The organism is Actinoplanes sp. TFC3 (assembly GCF_001553785.1).
Classification (GTDB): domain Bacteria; phylum Actinomycetota; class Actinomycetes; order Mycobacteriales; family Micromonosporaceae; genus Actinoplanes.
In genome coordinates this window covers 793,560-811,581 of record NZ_LOJP01000002.1, presented here as the reverse complement: position 1 = coordinate 811,581, position 18,022 = coordinate 793,560, and the positions used below count along the sequence as shown (strand labels likewise).

The window sequence follows — 18,022 nt, the reverse complement described above, 5'->3', positions numbered from 1 at the left end:
CGCGAGCCGGGACCGACGCTGCGTTGCGTCATGGCAGAACCACAGAACGAGTGACCCCGCGCGGGTGGTCGGGGTCGAGGCCCTGGCTGGTGGCGAACAGTACGGCCACCCGCTGCGCCACCACCAGGTCAGCCATCGGATCGAAGCCCTCGCGCTCGCCCGCTCCCCAGTAGCCGCCGTTGTGCTGGCTGTGCACGAACGCCGCCCCGGTCGCTTCGACTTCTTCGGACAGCCCCTCGGGCACCTCACCGAAGGCCCACACCACCCGGCCCTCCCGGCCGAGCGCGATCGGGCCGTGCCGGTACTCCATCGCCGGGTACGCCTCGGCCCACCACTCGGCGGCTTCGCGGCACTTGAGGGCGGCGTCCTCGGCGAGCCCGACAGTCCAGCCGCGCCCGAGGAAGGTGATCTGCTCGGCGAGCGCCGGGTGCACCGGCAACGGCAGCCGTACGGCCGCGTCCCCGTCCGCCGCCAGCGCCTCGATGTCGTGGCCCAGGTGCGCGCGCAGCAGGGCCAGGGTGCTCGTGGCGAACCGGGTCTGCACCACCGACAGCTCGTCGGCGAAGTCCAGCACGATGGCCTCGTCGGCGATCGCGGCGACCGGTGCCTCCGGGTCCGCGGTGATGACCGTGGTGGGGATCTTGCCCCGCAGCGCGGCGAGCAGGTCGACGACCTCGGTGGTGGTGCCCGAGCGGGTGATCGCGATGACGCGGTCGTACTTGCGGCCGTACGGGAACTCCGAGGCTTGGAAGGCGTCTGTTTCGCCGTGGCCCTCGCGTTCGCGCAGCCCGGCGTAGGACTGCGCCATGAACCATGACGTGCCGCAGCCGGCGACTGCCACCCGTTCCCCGGGCACCGGCAGCCCCGCCGAGCCGGCCAACTTCGCCGCCTGCCGCCAGCAGTCCGGCTGGCTGGCGATCTCCACCCTGACGTGGCTCATCGGGCCCCTCTCGCTTACTTTCCGCTGCGGGAAGGTCTTGCGCATATCCGCTCGCTAAGCGGGTCTTTCGAGCGTCATTCTGCGCGGAACAGCGCCGCGACCGCAACCTTCGCGCAGGTACTCTCTTTGCTCGGGGACGTTTCGCGCACTAATGTGCACAGACCTGGCACTCTCGCCGGGTTGAAAGAGGGAGCTCGGGTGGACCGGTACGCGCGCTGGAATGCCCTGCTGGAGTTGCTGGCCGAGAGCGGCCGGGTCACCGTGGAGGACGCCGCCGAGCGCCTGGACGTCTCCCAGGCCACCATCCGCCGCGACTTCGACCAGCTCGCCCAGCAACAAATGATCACCCGCACCCGCGGCGGCGCGGTGGCCAACGGTGTCTCGTACGACCTCCCGCTGCGCTACAAAACCGCCAAGCACTCGGCCGAGAAGCAACGAATCGGCGAAGCAGCGGCCACCCTCGTCGAGCCGGGCACGGTGGTCGGCCTCAACGGGGGCACCACGATGACCGAGGTGGCCCGCGCCCTGGCGGTGCGCCCCGACCTCAACGCCAGCGGCGACGGCGCCCAGCTCACCGTGGTCACCAACGCCCTGAACATCGCCAACGAACTGCTGGTGCGCTCCCGGATGAAAATCGTGGTGGCCGGCGGCGTGGTCCGCCCCCAATCCTTCGAACTGGTCGGCCCGCTGGGCGGCGCGCTGCTCAAAGAGGTCACCCTCGACATCGTGCTGCTCGGCGTCGACGCCCTGGACGTGGAACTGGGTGCGGCGGCCCACCACGAGGGCGAGGCGGCAATGAACAGCCTGATGGTGGCCCGGGCCAAGCGGGTCGTGGTGATCGCGGACTCGTCGAAACTGGGCGGGCACGCGTTCGCCCGCATCTGCCCGATCGGCAAGGTCCAGACGCTGGTCACCGACTCGGGCGCCGCCCCAGGAGTGATCGAAGCCATCCGCGACGCCGGCGTCGAAGTGATCTGCGCGTGACGGTAACCGCGGCCCAGGTCACCGCCCTGGTCGCGGCGCAATTTCCCGAATGGCGGCATTTACCGGTACGACCAGTGCTCTCGCACGGCACGGTCAACGCCCTCTTCCGCCTCGGCGACGACATCGTGCTGCGCTTCCCGCTCCAGCCGGGACGCAGGTCATCGCCGTAGCCGGAGATAAGCCGCATCCGGGCGCCGTTCGATATGTCTCCCCTAGGACGTCACGTCCTTGCGGGTGAAGCGGTAGAACGCCATCGACCAGAACACCGCCGCATAGCAAACCGCCGAAATCGCCCCCTTCACCACGTCGTCGGTCTGCATGGGTGTCGACAGCAGACCCAGCCAGGCGTCGCTGTAGTGCGTGGGCAGGAAGTTGCGGATCCCGCCGAGTGCCGTGATCTGGTCCAGGATGCTCGACAGGATCCAGAGCAGGACCGCGCCGCCGACCGCTCCCAGCGCCGCGTCGGTCAGCACCGACAGCAGGAACGCCAGCCCGGCCACCCCGAGCAGCATCACCGCCAAGTATCCGAGAATGCCCAGTAAGCGCAGCAACCCCTCGCCGGCCGGAATCTCCGCAGCCACCGTGCTTCCCAGGGGATGCCAGCCGTAGCGCAGCGTGCCGACCAGCAGCGCCGTCCCGGCCAGCGTCAGCAGCGCGGTCAGCGAGTAGCCCAGCGCCACCACCAGCTTGACCGCCAGCAGGCGGGCGCGCGGCACCGGAATGGCCAGCAGGTAGCGCAGGCTGCCCCAACTGGCTTCGGAGGCGACAGTATCGCCGCAGAACAGGGCCACCACCACGACCAGCAGGAAGCTCGATGACACGAACAGCGCGAACAGGGTGAAGTTCAGGCCGCCCGAGGTGGCCAGGTCGACCAGCGAGGAGAAGGCGCCACCGCCGTTGTCGTCATCGTCGCCGCCGCCGAACTCGAAGGCCAGCAGGATGATCAAGGGCAGCAGGACCATGAAGCCCAGGGCCAATTGGGTACGGCGCCGCGACGCCTGACGCCGGATCTCCGCGCCGATCGGCAGGGTCCGGGATGGCGAGTAGCCCGAGATCATCGGTCTCCACTTCCTCGGGAGTTGTCGCCCACCAGGGCCAGGAAGGCGTCCTCAAGGCGGCGGCGCGGCACCACGCGGTCCACCCCGACGCCCGCACGCACCAGCGAGGCCACCACCTCCTCGCGAGGTGTGCCGTTCATGTCCACGATCAGATCTGCGGGACCGTCGCGGCGGACGTCGCGGACGTTGAGCCCAGCCAGCACCGTCGAGGCCACCGCCACGTCGGAGACGCTGAGCTGCACCGACGGGGACTCGCCGACGATGTCATCGACCGGGCCGGAGGCGACGATGCGGCCCTTGTTCACCACTACCGCGTGCGTGCAGGTCTGCTCCACCTCGGCGAGCAGGTGGCTGGAGACCAGCACCGCCCTCCCGTCGGTGGCGTAGCGCTTGAGCACCCGGCGCATCTCGGCGATCTGCGGGGGGTCCAAACCATCCGTGGGTTCGTCGAGTACCAGCAGCTCCGGCAGGCCAAGCATGGCTTGGGCGATGGCTAGGCGCTGGCGCATGCCGTGGCTGTAGTTCTTGGTCCGCCGGTGCACCGACTCACCCAGGCCGGCGATCTCCAGCGCCTCGTCGAAGTGGGCCTCCGCCAGCGGCCGGCCGGTGGCCCGCCAGTACGCCTGCAGGTTCTCGTACCCGGTCAGGTGGGGCAGGAAGCCGGGGCCCTCGACCAGCGCACCGACCCGCGACAGGATCGGTGCCCCGGGGACCAGGCGCTGGCCGAACACCAGGGCATCGCCGGAGGTGGGCATGGTCAGGCCCATCAGCACCCGCAGCGTGGTCGTCTTGCCGGCGCCGTTCGGGCCGAGCAGACCCACTACCTGCCCGCGTTGCACTGTGAAGGCGACCTTCTCGACCGCCACGAACCCGTCCGCGTACGCCTTGCGCAGGTCACGGACCACCAGCGGGGTCTCAGCGAACTCCTCGACCGGGGCGGTCGGGCGCCGGCGGGTCAGCCAGTAGGCGGCTGCCGCCCCCAGCGCGATGACCACCAGCGCACTGAGCAGCACCCAGCGCCAGATCACCTGCGGGTTCGCGATCGGCGTGCCGACCACCGTGGGCAGCGACACCGCGGGCTCCACGGCCACCGTGTACCCGGCTGGGGCGGCCGGGGTCAGGAACGCCTGATCGGTGGTGGCGACCACCACCCGTACCGTGTGGCCCTGATCGATGCGGCGCACGATGGCCGGCAGCGTCACAGTGACCGGTTGGGCCGCGGCGATGTCCTTGGCCAGGCCGGTCAGCCGGACCGGGGCGATCAACCCGCCGCTCAGCGTCTCGGTGCCGGTGGGGTCGACGTCGTAGAGCTTGACGAACACGGTCGCCGAACCGGTCGCCGCGGCCACCCGCAGCTTGACCTGCGGCGAGCCGACCACCTCTATCGCAGTGCCGACCGGCGCGGAGGCGAACGTGGCGTGCTGCCCGCCCAGGTCGCCGGCCACGCCGCCGAGCAGCGAGCTGAGCTGGCCCCCCACGCCGGGCAGCGAGGACAGGGCGCCGGGGTTGCCGTTCGGCGGAGCCGCGATCTGTTGCGCCGCACCGGTCACGGCAACGTCGGTGCGACCGGTTCCGCCGATTCCCGGGTACGTCGGATCGGAGTAACCGTTGGTGACCAGCCCCCGGTCCAGCGCGCTGAAACCCGCCACCCGCGAGTACGTGAAGCTGTTCTCCGGGGCCGGCCCGTCGCCCTTCACGTAGTGGTCGAGCCACTCGGCGGTCAGGAACCTGGTCCGATCCTGATCGGTCTTCGGGCCCACCCCGCCGTCGTGCCCGCCGGTGAACCAGGCGACCCGCACCGGGGTGCCGGTGGCGGCGATGCCCTTGGCGTTGGCGTCGGCCTCGGACAGGGGGAACAGCGTGTCGACAGCACCCTGGATGAGCAGCGTGGGCGCCTTGATCCGGGTCAGGTACCCGGCCGGGCTGGACTTGCGCAGCAACGCCGTGGTGGCCGCGTCCGGGGTTCCTGTGGTCGCCATCTTGAGGTAGGCCGCGCACACGTCTTCGGCGAAGCGCCCGCAAGCCGGGTTGCCGGCGTCGGAGCCGGAGGTGAAGAACAACCCGGCCCAGTTCTTCTTGAACACCCCGCCGGGGAAGAACGACGTGCTCAGGTCGTTCCAGGTGATCATCGGCACGATGGCGTCGACCCGGGCGTCCTGGGCGGCCAGCATCAGTGCGAGCGCCCCACCGTACGAGCCGCCGACCACGCCCACCCGCGGGTCCCCGGCCGCGTCGGTGCGCACCTCGGGCCGCGCGGCCAGCCAGTCGAGCAGCCGTTGACCGTCTTTGATCTCATAGTCGGGGTTGTCGAGGTGGATCTCGCCGGCGCTGCGCCCGAAGCCGCGCGCGGTCCAGGTCAGCACCGCGTAACCCCGGTCGGCCAGCGACTCGGCGTCATCGCTGACGGACTCCTTCGTACCCCCGAAGCCATGCGCCAGCAGCACCGCCGGGACCTTGCCGTCGTGATCCTCGGGCAGGTAGAAGCGGGTGTCCAGGGCGACCGGCTCGGTGCCCGAGGGTCCGGACAGCACGCTCACCATCTGGTCGGTAGCCGTCCACGAGTGCCGTTCGGGCAGCGCTGCCCAGGTCACCAGCGCGGCTACGAGCACCAGCACGGCACCACCGGCGATGACCCGGCGCCGCGTCGGGCGGGAGAAGACACGGCGCAGCCGGGCCGTCAGGGCAAACATGACCGCAACGCTAGCCCGGCCCCCCTGAGCAAGACCTGTGAACGTGGCCGGAAGAGGACTACTAGCAACCCTGCTGATCGGTGTACGCGAACTGCACAGCCTCGCCCTGGCCCGCGTCGATGGCGCTCACCTTGCCGTCGGCGATCTTGAACAGCAGCCCGTTGCCGCCCTCGGCGGTGTACCAGGCGCTCGCGCCGACCCAGTTGTCGAGCTGCTTGCCGTTCGGGTACAACTTCTTGACCTCGTCGTAGGACATGCCGACCTTGGCGCCGCCCGCGGTCTTGACCTTGGTGCTGGTGATCGAGATGCGGGTCAGCTTGCCGTCGTTGAACGCCAGGGCCGGGGCGCGGTACTTGCTCAGGCCCGCTGCGGCCGTACATTTATCGACCTTCTTGGTCTTTCCGATCAGCTTGGCCGACGCCAGGTCCGCTTGCGCGACGCCCGTCAGGTACGGCCCGAGGCCGGAAGCCGAGACCACATCGGTCGCCGTCTTCGCGTCCTTGCCCACCGGGGCCTGCCCGTTCTTGGCCGTGGGCGCGGAGGGTTCGGCGGCGGGCGCGGCCGTGGATGCCGCCGCTGATGGATTGACGAACGCTCCCGCGTCATCATCGGAGTCATTCCCGCAGGCCGCCACGCCCAGCAGGGCAATCGCGGTGACGGTGAGTGCGATTCGACGGTGCCTCATGGCGGTGGGCCTCCCCGGCTCGGCTGACGGCGATAGCGTGTCAACCTAGTACCTCCAGTTCGACGGAAGGTTCCCCGGTGCCCGACGACTTGACGCTGACCGTGCACGAACGCCCCGGCCAGCTGCCCCGCCGCGGCATCGTCCGGCTGCATCCCGAGGTGATGGCGGCGCTCGATCTCAACAACGGCGATCCGGTGCAGCTGGCCGGGCGCCGGACCACGGCCGCGGTGGTGGGCAGGGCCGAGGCGGGGGCCAGCCGCGCGGCGCTCTACGCCGACGACCTGACCATCGGCAACCTGCAGCTACGCGACGGCGACGAGGTGACGGTGACGCCGGTGCCAGTGGTGGCCGCCCGCCGGGTCACGCTGGCCGGTCCGGTCGAGATCACCGCGGTGGTGACCAACGAGATGCTGCGCCTGGCGCTGCTGGGCAAGATGGTCACTGCCGGCGATGACGTGTCGCTGCTGCCGCAGGACGTGCCCGGCTATCAGGCGCTGGTCGAGGGCGCGCGGCGCAGTCTGGCCAACCGGGTGGGCTACCTCTGGACCAGCCAGCTCCTGCAGGTCGTGTCGGTTGAGGACCAGGAGGGCGCGCTGGTCACGATGGACACGGTGGTGGGGTGGCAAGGTCAGAATTCCGCACCGGTACGTCCACAGCAGCCCTCCGTCGCCGCCGCGCAGGTCCCGGCTTCGACCGACCCGGCGCTGCCTCCGCCCAGCCTGGACGACCTGCCCGGGCTGCGCACCCAGGCGCAGGAGCTGACCGAGCTGCTCGATCTCGGCTTCAACCACCACGAGGTGCTCAGCCGCCTGGGCACCACGGTGTCGCTGGGAGTGCTGGTCACCGGTCCGGCCGGCTCCGGCAAGTCGGCGCTGATCCGTGCGGTCGCCGCTGGCGTGGGCGCGCAGGTGCACGCGGTGTGGGGCCCGGAGCTCGCCGCGCTGACCAATGACGCGGCTGCCACCCGGCTGCGCAATGTGGCCCGGGACCTGAAGGCGACCGCGCGCGGGGTGCTGCTGATCAGCGACGTCGAGGCGCTGGCTCCTCGCGACGAGCCCGGCCCGCTGGCCACCGTGTTCCGCCAGGTGCTCACCGACCTGGTCGGTTCGGGTGCGGCGGTGGTCTGCACGACCAGCCGCCCGGAGTCGGTCGACCCGTCGCTGCGGGCGCCGGACCTGCTGGCTGTGCAGCTCGCGGTGCCTCTGCCGGATGCGGCGATGCGGCGGGAACAACTGCGGGTGCTGACCCGGGGGATGCCGTTGGCTGAGGACGTCCGGCTGGATGATGTTGCCGGTCGCACTCCTGGTTTTGTGGCCGCCGACCTGGGGGCATTGGCGCGGGAGGCCGGGGTGCACGCGGCGCTTCGGCAGAAGGAGGCGGAGTCACCCACGGTGGCGATGGCCGACTTCGAAGCCGCGCTGGACGTGGTGCGCCCGACCTCGATGGCGGAGTCCACGCTGGAGGTCGCGCAGGTGACCCTCGACGACGTCGGCGACATGGCCGAGGTCAAGGAGGTGCTCACCGAGTCGGTGCTGTGGCCGCTGACCTACCCGGACACCTTCGCCCGGCTGGGAGTGCAGCCGCCGCGGGGCGTGCTGCTCTACGGCCCGCCCGGGTGCGGCAAGACTTACCTGGTCAAGGCGATCGCGGGCACGGGCAAGGCCAACGTGCTCTCGGTCAAGGGCGCCGAGCTGCTCAGCAAGTGGGTCGGTGACAGCGAGCGGGCGGTGCGCGAGCTGTTCCGGCGGGCCCGCGAAGCCGCCCCGACGCTGGTGTTCCTGGACGAGGTCGACGCGCTCGCCCCGACCCGCGGGCAGGCTACCGACGGCGGGACGACCGACCGGGTGGTGGCCGCGCTGCTGACCGAACTGGACGGCGTCGAGTCGCTGCGCAACGTGGTGGTGATCGGGGCGACCAACCGGCCCGACCTGATCGACCCGGCGCTGCTGCGCCCCGGCCGGCTCGAACGCCTGGTGTTCGTACCGCCACCGGACGCCGAGGCCCGCGCGGCGATCCTGCGCGCGTCGGCGAAGTCGGTGCCGCTGGACGAGGCGGTGGATCTCGACGCGCTCGGCTCGGACCTGGAGGGCTTCTCGGCGGCGGACTGCGCGGCGCTGGTGCGAGAGGCGGCGCTGGCGGCGATGCGCGAGTCGCTGGACGCCACCACGGTCACCGCCGGGCATGTGGCTACCGCACGCAAGCGGGTGCGGGCGTCGCTCGATCCGGTGCAGGTTGCTTGGCTGGAGGCGTACGCGTCGACGCACGCGCCAGGCTGATCTCTAGCGCCGGCGGGTGCGCGCCCGGGTGGAGCGCAGGCGGCGCAGGCGGCCGACCAGGACGGGGTCGTGCTCCAGCGCCGCCGGGTTGTCCAGCAGGGCGTTCAGGAGCTGGTAGTAGCGGGTGGAGGAGAGCCCGAACCGGTCGCGGATCGCCTGCTCCTTGGAGCCGGCGTGCTTCCACCATTTCTGCTCGAACGCCAGGATCTGCACCTCGCGCTCGGACAGCCCGGAGGTCCGTTCCTCGCCCTCCCGGGGCGCGGGCACATGAGGTTCTTCTGGCTGCATGAGGTGTCCTCGACAAAGCGCACACGAAAGGGGGACCGCCGTAATACTTGCAGCCGGCGATCCCCCTCGCTTGCCTTCACGGCAATGTCACCTCATGTGATGTCACGCTTACGCATCGTCCACATCGTCACGCCGACGACGACAATGACGACGGCGGCCAGCAGCCCACCCGCCATCGGCCAGGTCAGCGTCAACGTGTCCGCTTCACACCCGTTCGGGCCGGGCACGCAGGAGTTGTAGTCCTCCAGCTTCACTTCCTTGTTCATCCAGGCCACGGCCCACGCCGGGATCAGATACGCGTCGACAAACTTGACCTGGGCCAGAGCCAGCACGGTGCCGAGGCCGAACTGGAACACCACCACCACGCCAATGGCCACGCCCATCGCCACCGCGGTGTGCCGGCCGATCGAGGCCAGCCCGAAGCCGATCGCCCCGGCGGCCAGCACCACAACCAACCCGCGCAATTCCATCAGCGCAATGGACTGCCACGCCCCGGAGGTCATCGACTCCGTCGAGCCGCGCAGGTTGGCGATCACGGTGAAGATGCCGGTCCAGATCGCCGACAGCACCGCGGTCACCGCGGTCAGCGCCACCAGCAGCGCGCCGAGTTTGGTGCCCAGCACCTGCAGGCGCCGGGGCCGCCAGAGCAGCAGGTTCATCATGCCGCCGCTGTTCCACTCCGCCCCCACGAACGACGCGCCGATGACGAACGCCATCACCGCCAGGATCGCGGCCAGCGTGGTGAGCATGTCGGGGAACTGCTTGCGGAAGTTGAATGTGGCCGGCATGAACCATTCGGCTTGGAAGTCCGACGGCTGCGGCTGCCACATGTCCGCGCAGTTGTCCTGCGGGTTCGCCTGCGCCTCACACGCCGCTTTGTCCTGGGCCGCTTGCTGCAGCGCCGACTGGTAGTTCTGGTCGGCCTCCCGCTGAGCCGCGGCGACCGTCTCGGGAGTGCTCTTCTCGTTGGTGATGAACATGCCGACCGCGACCGCGGCCAGCACGAGCACCACGCCCAGCAGGAAGAACCGGGTGAACCGGCGCTTGGTCAGCCGCCGGGTTTCCGCTGTGTACAGGCTCATCGTCCCCACCCGCCCGGGGCCGCCCCGGTGGGCGACATGATCGTCTGGTCCACCTGGCGGTGCTCGCCCGCCACCGGCGCAGTGCCGGTCAGCTCCAGGAACACGCTCTCCAGGTCGGCCACCACCGGGCTCAGCTCGCTGACGTACACGCCGCGACCGGCCAGCGTGCGGGTGATCGCGCTGGGCTGGGCCACCCCGGACACCATCAGATGGTCAGACTCCACGATGACCTGCGCGCCCAGGTCCCGCAGGGCGGCGGCCGAGGCGGTCAGGTCGGCGAGGGCTTCCAGGCGTACCCGGATCGACGCCGTGGTGTGGGACTCCAGCACGTCCGCGACCGAACCCGCAGCGACCCGCCGCCCGGCCGAAATGATCGTGACGGAGTCGCAGATCAACTGGATCTCGCCCAGGATGTGGCTGGACAGCACCACCGTCATGCCGGACGCGGCCAGGTTGGCCATCAGCGAGCGCATCTCGCGGATGCCGCCGGGGTCGAGCCCGTTCGCCGGCTCGTCCAGGATCAGCAGCTTCGGGTTCTTGAGCAGCGCCGACGCGACGGCAAGGCGCTGCTTCATGCCCAGCGAGTACGTCTTGACCCGGTCCTTGGCCCGGTCGCGCAGCCCGACCAGTTCCAGCACCTCGGTCACCCGCACCGGGGCCACTCCGCCCGCATCGGCCAGCAGCGACAGCGTGTCCTGAGCGGAGAAGTTGCCGAAGAACTGCGGGCTCTCCACGATCGCGCCGACCGAGCCGGCCACCTCGGGCAGCGAGTCCGGCACCTCCCGGCCCAGGATGGTCATCCGGCCCCCGTTCGGCCGGATCAGGCCCAGCAGGGTGCGCAACGTAGTCGTTTTTCCGGAGCCGTTGGGGCCGAGGAAGCCGTGCACCTGCCCCGCCTCGACAACCATGTCGAAGCCGTCGAGCGCCTTGCGCACCCCCTTCCGGCTGCGATAGGTCTTCTGCAGACCCGATATCTCCAGGACGGCGCTCACGCCGGACCTCCCGAGTTCGTGGCAATGACTTGCGTCACCCTATGCAGCGGGCGCCACCACCGGACGGTGACCGCGCCGACACAAAGGGCGGCTCCCTGAGGGGGAGGGCTCGCTCACAACTCGCCGATTGCGGGGTGGCGTTCCGGCCGCCTCCACGTAAGGTGTTGGAAACAACTGAATACCTCATCCAGAGGGGTAGAGGGACACGGCCCGACGACACCCCGGCAACCACCGCGCTCGACTCGATGACGAGGCAGCCGCACGGCAGGTGCTAATTCCGTCCCGGATCGCGGCTCGTCGCGCCCGGGGAAGATGAGAAGGAGCCTCGCATGACGTCAACCGTTGACGCCCCCAAGACCTCGACCAGCCCCGCTCGTGCCCTGGTCTGCCGCGGCTGCGGCACCGAGTTCCCGCTTGCCGCGCAGCATGCGTGTTACGAGTGTTTTGGCCCCCTGGAAGTCGCGTATGACCAAGCCGCCCTCGCCACCGTCACCCGTGAGCAGATCGAGGCCGGCCCGCACAACATCTGGCGCTACGCCGCGCTGCTGCCCGCCGGCCAGGACCCGGCCGCCCGGGTCACCCTCGACCCCGGCCTGACCCCGCTGATCAGCGCGCCCGCCCTGGCCGCCGAGATCGGGCTGAACGCGCCGCTGTGGGTCAAGGACGACTCGGCGAACCCGACCCACTCGTTCAAGGACCGGGTCGTCTCCGTCGCGCTGACTGCCGCCCGCGAGCTCGGCTTCACCCGCTTCGCCTGCGCCTCCACCGGCAACCTGGCCAACTCGGTCGCCGCGCATGCTGCCCGCGCCGGGGTCCCGTCGATCACCTTCATCCCCAGCGACCTCGAGCCGGGCAAGGTCATCACCACCGCCGTGTACGGCGGCGAGCTGGTCGCCATCGAGGGCTCGTATGACGACGTCAACCGCCTCTGCGGCGAGCTGGTCGAGACCGACGAGTTCGAGGACACCGCGTTCGTCAACGTCAACGTGCGCCCGTTCTACGCCGAGGGCTCCAAGACGCTGGGCTACGAGGTCGCCGAGCAGCTCGGCTGGCGCATCCCGGCCCAAGTGGTCATCCCGATGGCCTCCGGCGAGCTGCTCACCAAGGTCGACAAGGCGTTTGCCGAGCTGGTCGAGATCGGCCTGGTCGAGGCGCCCGAGGGTGGCTGGACCGTGTTCGGCGCCCAATCGGCCGGCTGCAACCCGATCGCCACCGCGCTGCACAACGACACCGACGCGATCGTCCCGGTCAAACCGACCGGCATCGCCAAGTCGCTCAACATCGGTGACCCGGCGGCCGGGGCGTACGCGATCGAGGCGGTCAAGCGCACCGGCGGTTGGATGGACTACGCGGACGACGACGAGATCCGCGAGGGCATCCGGCTGCTCGCCCGCACCACCGGCGTGTTCGCCGAGACGGCCGGCGGGACCACCGTGGCGGTGCTCAAGAAGCTGGTCGCCAGCGGCAAGCTCGACCCGCAGAAAGAAACCGTCGTCTACAACACCGGCGAGGGTCTGAAGACCATCGACGCGGTCGCCGGCCTGGTCGGCCCGACCCACCAGATCAAGCCCTCGCTGCGCGGCGCCCGCGAGGCCGGACTGCTTGGCTGAGATTCACTGACGGTAAGGAGCTTCCTGCCCGCTGTGGAGAAATAACCCCCGCGAGGTCTTGCGCGGTGATCCGCAGGTCGGCAGGATGCTCTACGCGGGAGGGCGCGACGCCGTACGCGGTCCCACCTTCGAGCTTGGAAACAATCTCCTAGGGACCCAACGACCCGGTGCCGGAGGCGCCGTGCGCGCGCCCTCTCGACCAAATTCGCTGGTGCTCTTGCGCGCGGTTGCAGCACCATCCGCCGGTGCCGCCTACCTCATCGCCAAGGCGTCAGCGGACGCCGAAATACCGGACATCCCGTTCCGGTCCCCCGCGGCGTCAACGAGGCTATGGGTTTTCGCCGCCGCGAGACCTGGACCCAGTGGCAGAAGACCATCTGAGCGGGAGCCGTGGGTAGCCACCGCGTTCCAGCCCGGCGTCCCGCTCGAACGGGTTGTGGCTGCCGTACGAGCCGGCTAGCGCCCACGACAAGCCGCACGCCATCCAGTAGGCCGGCCAGAACAGCGGGCCGAGCACGGCGTACTGGCCCGCGTGCCGGGCCTCGTGGGCAAGCAGCTCGGCGCGGCGCTCGTCGAGCAGCCATTCCGCGCTGCGCCGGGTGATGACCACCGAACCCACCGTGAAGCACATGGCCGGCGGGAAGCGGCGCCGGTAGCCCTCGGCCACCAGGATGCCGTCGCGCCCCCGGCGCACCCGGGCCCCGGTCAGCACCGCCACGGCCAGGCCCACCGCGGTGGTGCCGTTGATCGCGGTGAGCACTGTTCTGACCTTCATGCCCGGCGGCGCATCTGCAGCTCCTGCAGGCCCGGGATGACCGGGTGCGGGACCCGCGCCCCGGTCTGCGAGAAGCCCAGCCGCTCGTACGCCCGCACCGCCCGGTCGTTGCCCACCACGACCTCCAGCATCAGCTCGGGGCGGCCCGACTCCACCGACCATTGCGCGACCGCGTCCACCAGTGAGGCCAGCACGCCCTGCCCCCGGTGACGCGGGGTGATGTAGACCGCGAACACCACCGTGACGTCGGGCTCCTCGGGCAGCACCGTGCCCCCGGCGTGCCCGGTCAGCCGCCCGCCCGGATCGGCCACGAACTGGGCGAGCTGGTTGCCGCGCGAGGCCTGCCGGATCCGGCGCTGGTAGTCGGCATGCGAGCGCGCCGCCTGCTGGGCCACCGTCTCGAGGAAGGCCAGCGGGCTGTCGGCCAGCATCTCCAGCCGCAGGGCACGCATCCGGGCCGCGTCCTCGGGCGCGACCCGGTGCACGGTCATCGGCGGGGCCAGGGTGCTGGTCATGCTGCCTGCCTACCCGGTACGTCGCCCCTCGGCAACCCAGATCCGGCTATTGGGGCCCCGAGCCCAGCTCCAGCATCCGGTCCACCACCCGCTGGGTCGCTCGCCCGTCGTCGAGGTCACAGAAGCGGGCCTGGAACGCCTCCCGCTCACCCCGGTACGCCTCCGGGTCCGCCGCCACCTCGGCCAGCGCCTGCACCACGTCCTGCGAGGTCATCAGCAGCGGGCCGGGGGCCTCCTGCTCGAAGTCGAAGTAGAAGCCGCGCAGCTTGTCGCGATAGTGCTCGAGGTCGTAGGTGAACAGCAGGATCGGCCGGCCGGTGTTGGCGAAGTCGAACATCACCGACGAGTAGTCGGTGATCAGCACGTCGGTGATCGACAGCAGGTCGGCCATGTCGGGGTAGGTGGACACGTCGCGCACGAACCCCGAGCCGTCGTCCGGGATCGGGTCGACCACGTTGGGGTGGCGGCGTACCAGCAGCACGTGGTCGTCGCCGAGCACGCGCCGGGCAGCCGCGAGGTCGAGCATCATCGACATCTTGTAGCGGCCCTGGCCGTAGAACTCGTCGTCGCGCCAGGTCGGGGCGTACAGCACCACCCGCTTGTTCGCGGGCAGGCCGAGGCGCTCGCGGATGGCCGCCAGCACCAGCGGGTCGGTGTCGAACAGGATGTCGTTGCGCGGGTAGCCCGACTCCAGCATCTCGCCCTCGTAGCGGAAGGCCCGCTGCAGGATCGGGGTGCTGAAGCGGTTGGGTGAGACCAGGAACGACCAGTTGGGCGTCTCCCGCTCGACCCGCTCCAGGTACTTGATGTCCGCGTGGCGGATGGCGGTGGCGTCGAAGCCGATCCGCTTGAGCGGGGTGCCGTGCCAGGTCTGCACCACGACCTGACCCGGGCGGCGCTCGAACCAGTCCGGCAGGTGCGAGTTGGACACGATGTAGCGGAAGGTGGCCAGGGCGTCGTACCACTCGGTGCCGCCGAGCCGAGCCGCGGTCATGGATGCCGGTGTGGCCGCCTGGCCGTCCCGCACGGTCAGCACCTGGGCGTCCAGCGGCACCCCGCGGCGCAGCAGCTCCTCGGGGATCGCCTTGGGGCTGTCGGAATGCTGGCGGCCACCGAAGCTCTCGAACAGCACGGCGTCGCGCAGCGGGCTGCGGCGCAGGGCCGCCATCCGCTTCTGCCGCAGCTGGGTCCGCGCGTGGGCCCCGCGCTCGTCGACCTGTAGCACCGAGCCGGCCCGCAGCGCCACGAAGTCACCCTCGGACAGCTCCAGGGTGAACTCGCGGTGCTCGTCGGGGGAGGGCGCCGGGCAGATCGCCCGCACCGCGTTGGCCACCACCAGGTTGGTGATCGGGTACGCCCCGCCGGTGCGATGGGTGACCAGGAGGTCCCACAGCCCGGGGCGCAGCTCGACGGTCCCGCCCCAGGACGGCACCTTGCCCGGGTGCAACCGCGCGGTCCACCGGTCGCCGTCGATGGTGACCGGCACCGGGCATTCCTCGGTCTGCCCGCGCAGCCGCAGCGTGATCTCCGGGGCGCCGTCGACCGGCCGGAAGTCGCCGGTCAGCACCAGCGTGCCGTCCGCCGCCCATTCCGCGGTGTTGCCCACCGGACCCTGCGCCCGGGCACACAACCAGAGGAAGCCAGCCGCGGTACGCCGGACGATCACGTGCCGGTCGAAGATCTCCGCGCGGGCCGTGGGCATCGCGTCGCTGAGCAGGTGCACCGACTGAGCGCCGCCGCTGGTGAACGCCATCTGGATGCGCCAGCGGTCCATCGGGCCGCCGGGCGGGGGCATGACCGGCTGGCCGGCGTGCTCGAACACGTCCTTGAGCTGCAGCACCGCACGGAACGGGGTGCTGCCGTGCCGGGTGTCGCCGAACTCCACAGCGGTGACCGCCTCGGCCACGTCGGTGACCCGGCACAGCCGCAGCAACCCGCCGCTGGGCTTGGGGCCGAGCACCACGCCGTCGATGACCAGGTCGTCGTCCTCGAACGTCAGCGAGGTCGCTTTCGCGCTCACCTTGTCCAGGCGCAGCACGATGCTGGTGCCCTCCGTGATCGGAGTCAGCTGGGTGCCGGCATCCAGGTACTGGGGGGTGAGGCTGAGCCGGGTCGAGTGCGGGCCCACCTTCAGCCGGCTCTTGCGCAGCTTCGTGCCGGCGATGATGCCGACCGCGATCTGCCAGCGGCCCTCAATCCACTTGCCCCCGGACTGCAGCGTCGCCGGGTCGATGGCGACCTCGAAGCCGGACCAGTCGTAGGACTTGTCGGGGTGCGATGAGGTCGCGGTCGCCTCGGGCTCGCGGCGCGGGCTGGTGGGCAGGGTGATCGTACGGTCGGTGGTGCGCTCGCGGAGCCGGATGATGCGCACCGACGTCCAGCGGGAGTTGGCCGAGGTGCCGTCGATGTAGGCGTACCCGCGCAGGACCAGCTTGCCGTCGCGCCAGGTGACCTCGGTAACCCGGGTCCGTACGGCCGGTTTGCCCATGTCGTAGAGCTCGCGCGGGACCCCGGCGGCCGGGTCGTCAAGAAACGGCAGCTCGGCGTAGCGGTGGTTGCCCTCGTGCTGGGTGCCGATCGGCATGCCGGGCCGGCTGGCCAGCAGCACCTCGATGGCCTCGGTCAGCTTGTGCTCGCGCACCAGGTGCCAGGCGACCGCGAACTTGGGCGGCAGGCTCTCGATGGTGCCGGGGCGCAGCCGGGCCAGGAACTTGTTGACCTCGTGCAGGAAGGCCGCCTGGAACTCCGGGTCGGCGTCGGGCAGCACGCCCAGCACGATGGCGAAGTCGTCGACCAGCACGTTCGCGTCGTACGCCCGCTTGACCTCGCCCTGGTGGTGCTCGGCGAGGAAGCGGCTGACCCGGTCGACCGCCCGCAGCCGGTCGGCGGTGATCTTCCAGTCCTTCTTGCGCTGGGTGATCGACTGCTCGCCGACCTCCCGCTTGCGCCAGTAGTAGACCGGTACGTTGACCACGTCGACGGCCTTGGCCATGGCATGCGCGGTCAGCGCGATCGGCACGTCCTCGAACACCACGCCCTCGGGGAAGCCGAGTTCGTGCTCGTCCCAGAACTGGCGGCGGAACACCTTGTTCCACACCGTGCGGTCCTTGAGCAGGGTGAGCCGCTCGCTGACGTGGGTGCGCAGCACGGTCTTGCCGAAGATCGGCCCGTGCATGGCCGAGGGGGTGGCCCCACGCGAGGTCAGCGATCGCACTGCGCCGCAGGCGAAGTCCGAGCCGCTGTGCTCCAGCGTGGTCATCAGCATCTCGTACGCGTACGGCGGGACCACGTCGTCGCCGTCGGCGAAGGTGAGGAAGGTGCCGGTGCTGGCCGCGATGCCGGCGTTGCGGGCGTGCCCGGGGCCGCTCTCCGGCTGATGGATGACCGTGAAGCGGGAATCCTTGCTGGCCCACTCGTCGGCCAGCGCGCCGGTGCGGTCGGCCGAGCCGTCGTCGACCACCACGATCTCGAGGTTCTGGTAGGTCTGGCGGGCCACCGAGGCGAGGCACTCCTCGAGGTACGGCTCGACGTCGTGCGCCGGGATGACCACACTCAGCAGAGGCTTGCCGCCCCGGCCCGCGGAGGCCGCCGCGTCGATCGATCTGGTTACGCTGGGTGATCGTTGTGCCGGAATCCGTTGGCTGTCTGGCTCCCGTAGGTGGGCGCGTTCGTCCGCGCCGACGATACGGTTCTCCACTCCGCTCACTCCTCAATCCGGTAGCGCCGGATGGCCCTTTCATCCCCGTGGCGTGCGAGCCGCACCCGCACGCTACAGCTAGCGTCAACTTGCGTCTAAGCAGTGCTCACGTCCCAGCAACACCGATTTGCCGGCGTTCTGCCCGAATCAAACCGGCAAATACCGCTATTCGGTACGCCCGGAGCAATCCTGTGAACGAGGCCCTCCGGCATCAGGTCGCCTCCCCGGGTGACTGCCTTCCTGGGCTTACGGCTGCGACCCGGTAATCGTTCACTCATAGTGATCATGAAAGCGGTGGGCGTACCCCTCGGGTCGTGTCGTTGTCCTTGCACTCGACCCCCCAGAGTGCTAAACAGGTTCTTGGCACTCGCGACGCGTGAGTGCCAACAGGTCGGGACGGTGGGGTCACGGCCGCGGTGCCGCCATCGGC

13 protein-coding genes, 1 pseudogene and 1 riboswitch are annotated in these 18,022 nt (G+C 70.4%); of the genes and pseudogenes, 4 read left to right on the top strand and 10 right to left on the bottom strand.

Features of this window, described 5'->3' with window-relative positions; all coding sequences use genetic code 11:
* Window positions 1-28: 28 nt before the first annotated feature.
* The gene (locus TFC3_RS30865; RefSeq protein WP_067509042.1) at window positions 29-940 is read right to left on the bottom strand and encodes an SIS domain-containing protein; all 912 of its coding nucleotides are present in this window, start codon (window positions 938-940) and stop codon (window positions 29-31) included.
* 198 nt (window positions 941-1,138) lie between these two features.
* Here TFC3_RS30865 and TFC3_RS30860 point away from each other — a divergent pair, with 198 nt between their 5' ends.
* Both TFC3_RS30860 and TFC3_RS36430 read left to right on the top strand, forming a co-directional pair.
* Window positions 1,139-1,924: a DeoR/GlpR family DNA-binding transcription regulator gene (locus TFC3_RS30860; RefSeq protein ID WP_067509040.1), complete on the top strand. Its 786-nt coding sequence runs from the start codon at window positions 1,139-1,141 to the stop codon at window positions 1,922-1,924.
* Window positions 1,921-2,094, top strand: a complete 174-nt coding sequence (locus TFC3_RS36430; protein WP_201787289.1) for a hypothetical protein — start codon at window positions 1,921-1,923, stop codon at window positions 2,092-2,094. The genes TFC3_RS30860 and TFC3_RS36430 overlap by 4 nt, the downstream gene beginning before the upstream one ends.
* 42 nt (window positions 2,095-2,136) lie before the next feature.
* Here TFC3_RS36430 and TFC3_RS30855 read toward each other — a convergent pair whose 3' ends face one another.
* The 3 genes from TFC3_RS30855 to TFC3_RS30845 all read right to left on the bottom strand — a co-directional run bounded on the left by TFC3_RS30855 (window position 2,137) and on the right by TFC3_RS30845 (window position 6,357).
* Window positions 2,137-2,982 (bottom strand): ABC transporter permease, encoded by an 846-nt coding sequence (locus TFC3_RS30855; RefSeq protein WP_067509038.1) that lies wholly within the window; start codon window positions 2,980-2,982, stop codon window positions 2,137-2,139.
* The gene (locus TFC3_RS30850; RefSeq protein WP_067509036.1) at window positions 2,979-5,672 is read right to left on the bottom strand and encodes an alpha/beta fold hydrolase; all 2,694 of its coding nucleotides are present in this window, start codon (window positions 5,670-5,672) and stop codon (window positions 2,979-2,981) included. Before TFC3_RS30850 ends, TFC3_RS30855 begins: the two co-directional genes overlap by 4 nt.
* A gap of 61 nt (window positions 5,673-5,733) precedes the next feature.
* Window positions 5,734-6,357 (bottom strand): hypothetical protein, encoded by a 624-nt coding sequence (locus TFC3_RS30845; protein ID WP_067509034.1) that lies wholly within the window; start codon window positions 6,355-6,357, stop codon window positions 5,734-5,736.
* A gap of 77 nt (window positions 6,358-6,434) precedes the next feature.
* Between TFC3_RS30845 and TFC3_RS30840 the strand changes: the two genes are divergently transcribed.
* Window positions 6,435-8,633: an AAA family ATPase gene (locus TFC3_RS30840; protein WP_067509032.1), complete on the top strand. Its 2,199-nt coding sequence runs from the start codon at window positions 6,435-6,437 to the stop codon at window positions 8,631-8,633.
* A gap of 3 nt (window positions 8,634-8,636) precedes the next feature.
* Here the strand turns inward: TFC3_RS30840 and TFC3_RS30835 are convergent.
* The 3 genes and pseudogenes from TFC3_RS30835 to TFC3_RS30825 form a co-directional block, all read right to left on the bottom strand.
* Window positions 8,637-8,870 (bottom strand): annotated as a pseudogene (locus TFC3_RS30835) (DUF3263 domain-containing protein); the annotation flags it as partial.
* 143 nt (window positions 8,871-9,013) lie between these two features.
* Window positions 9,014-10,003: an ABC transporter permease subunit gene (locus TFC3_RS30830; RefSeq protein WP_067509891.1), complete on the bottom strand. Its 990-nt coding sequence runs from the start codon at window positions 10,001-10,003 to the stop codon at window positions 9,014-9,016.
* Window positions 10,000-10,995 (bottom strand): ATP-binding cassette domain-containing protein, encoded by a 996-nt coding sequence (locus TFC3_RS30825; protein ID WP_067509028.1) that lies wholly within the window; start codon window positions 10,993-10,995, stop codon window positions 10,000-10,002. Before TFC3_RS30825 ends, TFC3_RS30830 begins: the two co-directional genes overlap by 4 nt.
* Window positions 10,996-11,175: 180 nt before the next feature.
* Window positions 11,176-11,314: riboswitch (SAM riboswitch) on the top strand.
* 10 nt (window positions 11,315-11,324) lie between these two features.
* Between TFC3_RS30825 and thrC the strand changes: the two genes are divergently transcribed.
* Window positions 11,325-12,605 carry a threonine synthase gene (thrC, locus tag TFC3_RS30820; protein ID WP_067509026.1) on the top strand — a complete coding sequence of 427 codons (1,281 nt, stop codon included), beginning with the start codon at window positions 11,325-11,327 and terminating at the stop codon, window positions 12,603-12,605.
* 328 nt (window positions 12,606-12,933) lie between these two features.
* On the opposite strand, the gene TFC3_RS30815 is transcribed toward thrC, so the two are convergent.
* Genes TFC3_RS30815 through TFC3_RS30805 form a run of 3 tightly spaced genes read right to left on the bottom strand, consistent with a single transcriptional unit; the run spans window position 12,934 to window position 17,445 of the window.
* Window positions 12,934-13,380, bottom strand: coding sequence for a hypothetical protein (locus tag TFC3_RS30815; protein ID WP_067509024.1), 447 nt, complete (start codon window positions 13,378-13,380; stop codon window positions 12,934-12,936).
* Complete coding sequence (locus TFC3_RS30810; RefSeq protein ID WP_067509023.1) at window positions 13,377-13,895, bottom strand: GNAT family N-acetyltransferase; 519 nt, start codon at window positions 13,893-13,895, stop codon at window positions 13,377-13,379. Before TFC3_RS30810 ends, TFC3_RS30815 begins: the two co-directional genes overlap by 4 nt.
* Before the next feature lie 46 nt (window positions 13,896-13,941).
* Entirely contained in the window at window positions 13,942-17,445 is a 3,504-nt protein-coding gene (locus TFC3_RS30805) for a bifunctional glycosyltransferase family 2 protein/CDP-glycerol:glycerophosphate glycerophosphotransferase (RefSeq protein ID WP_236718555.1), read from the bottom strand.
* Window positions 17,446-18,022 lie beyond the last annotated feature (577 nt).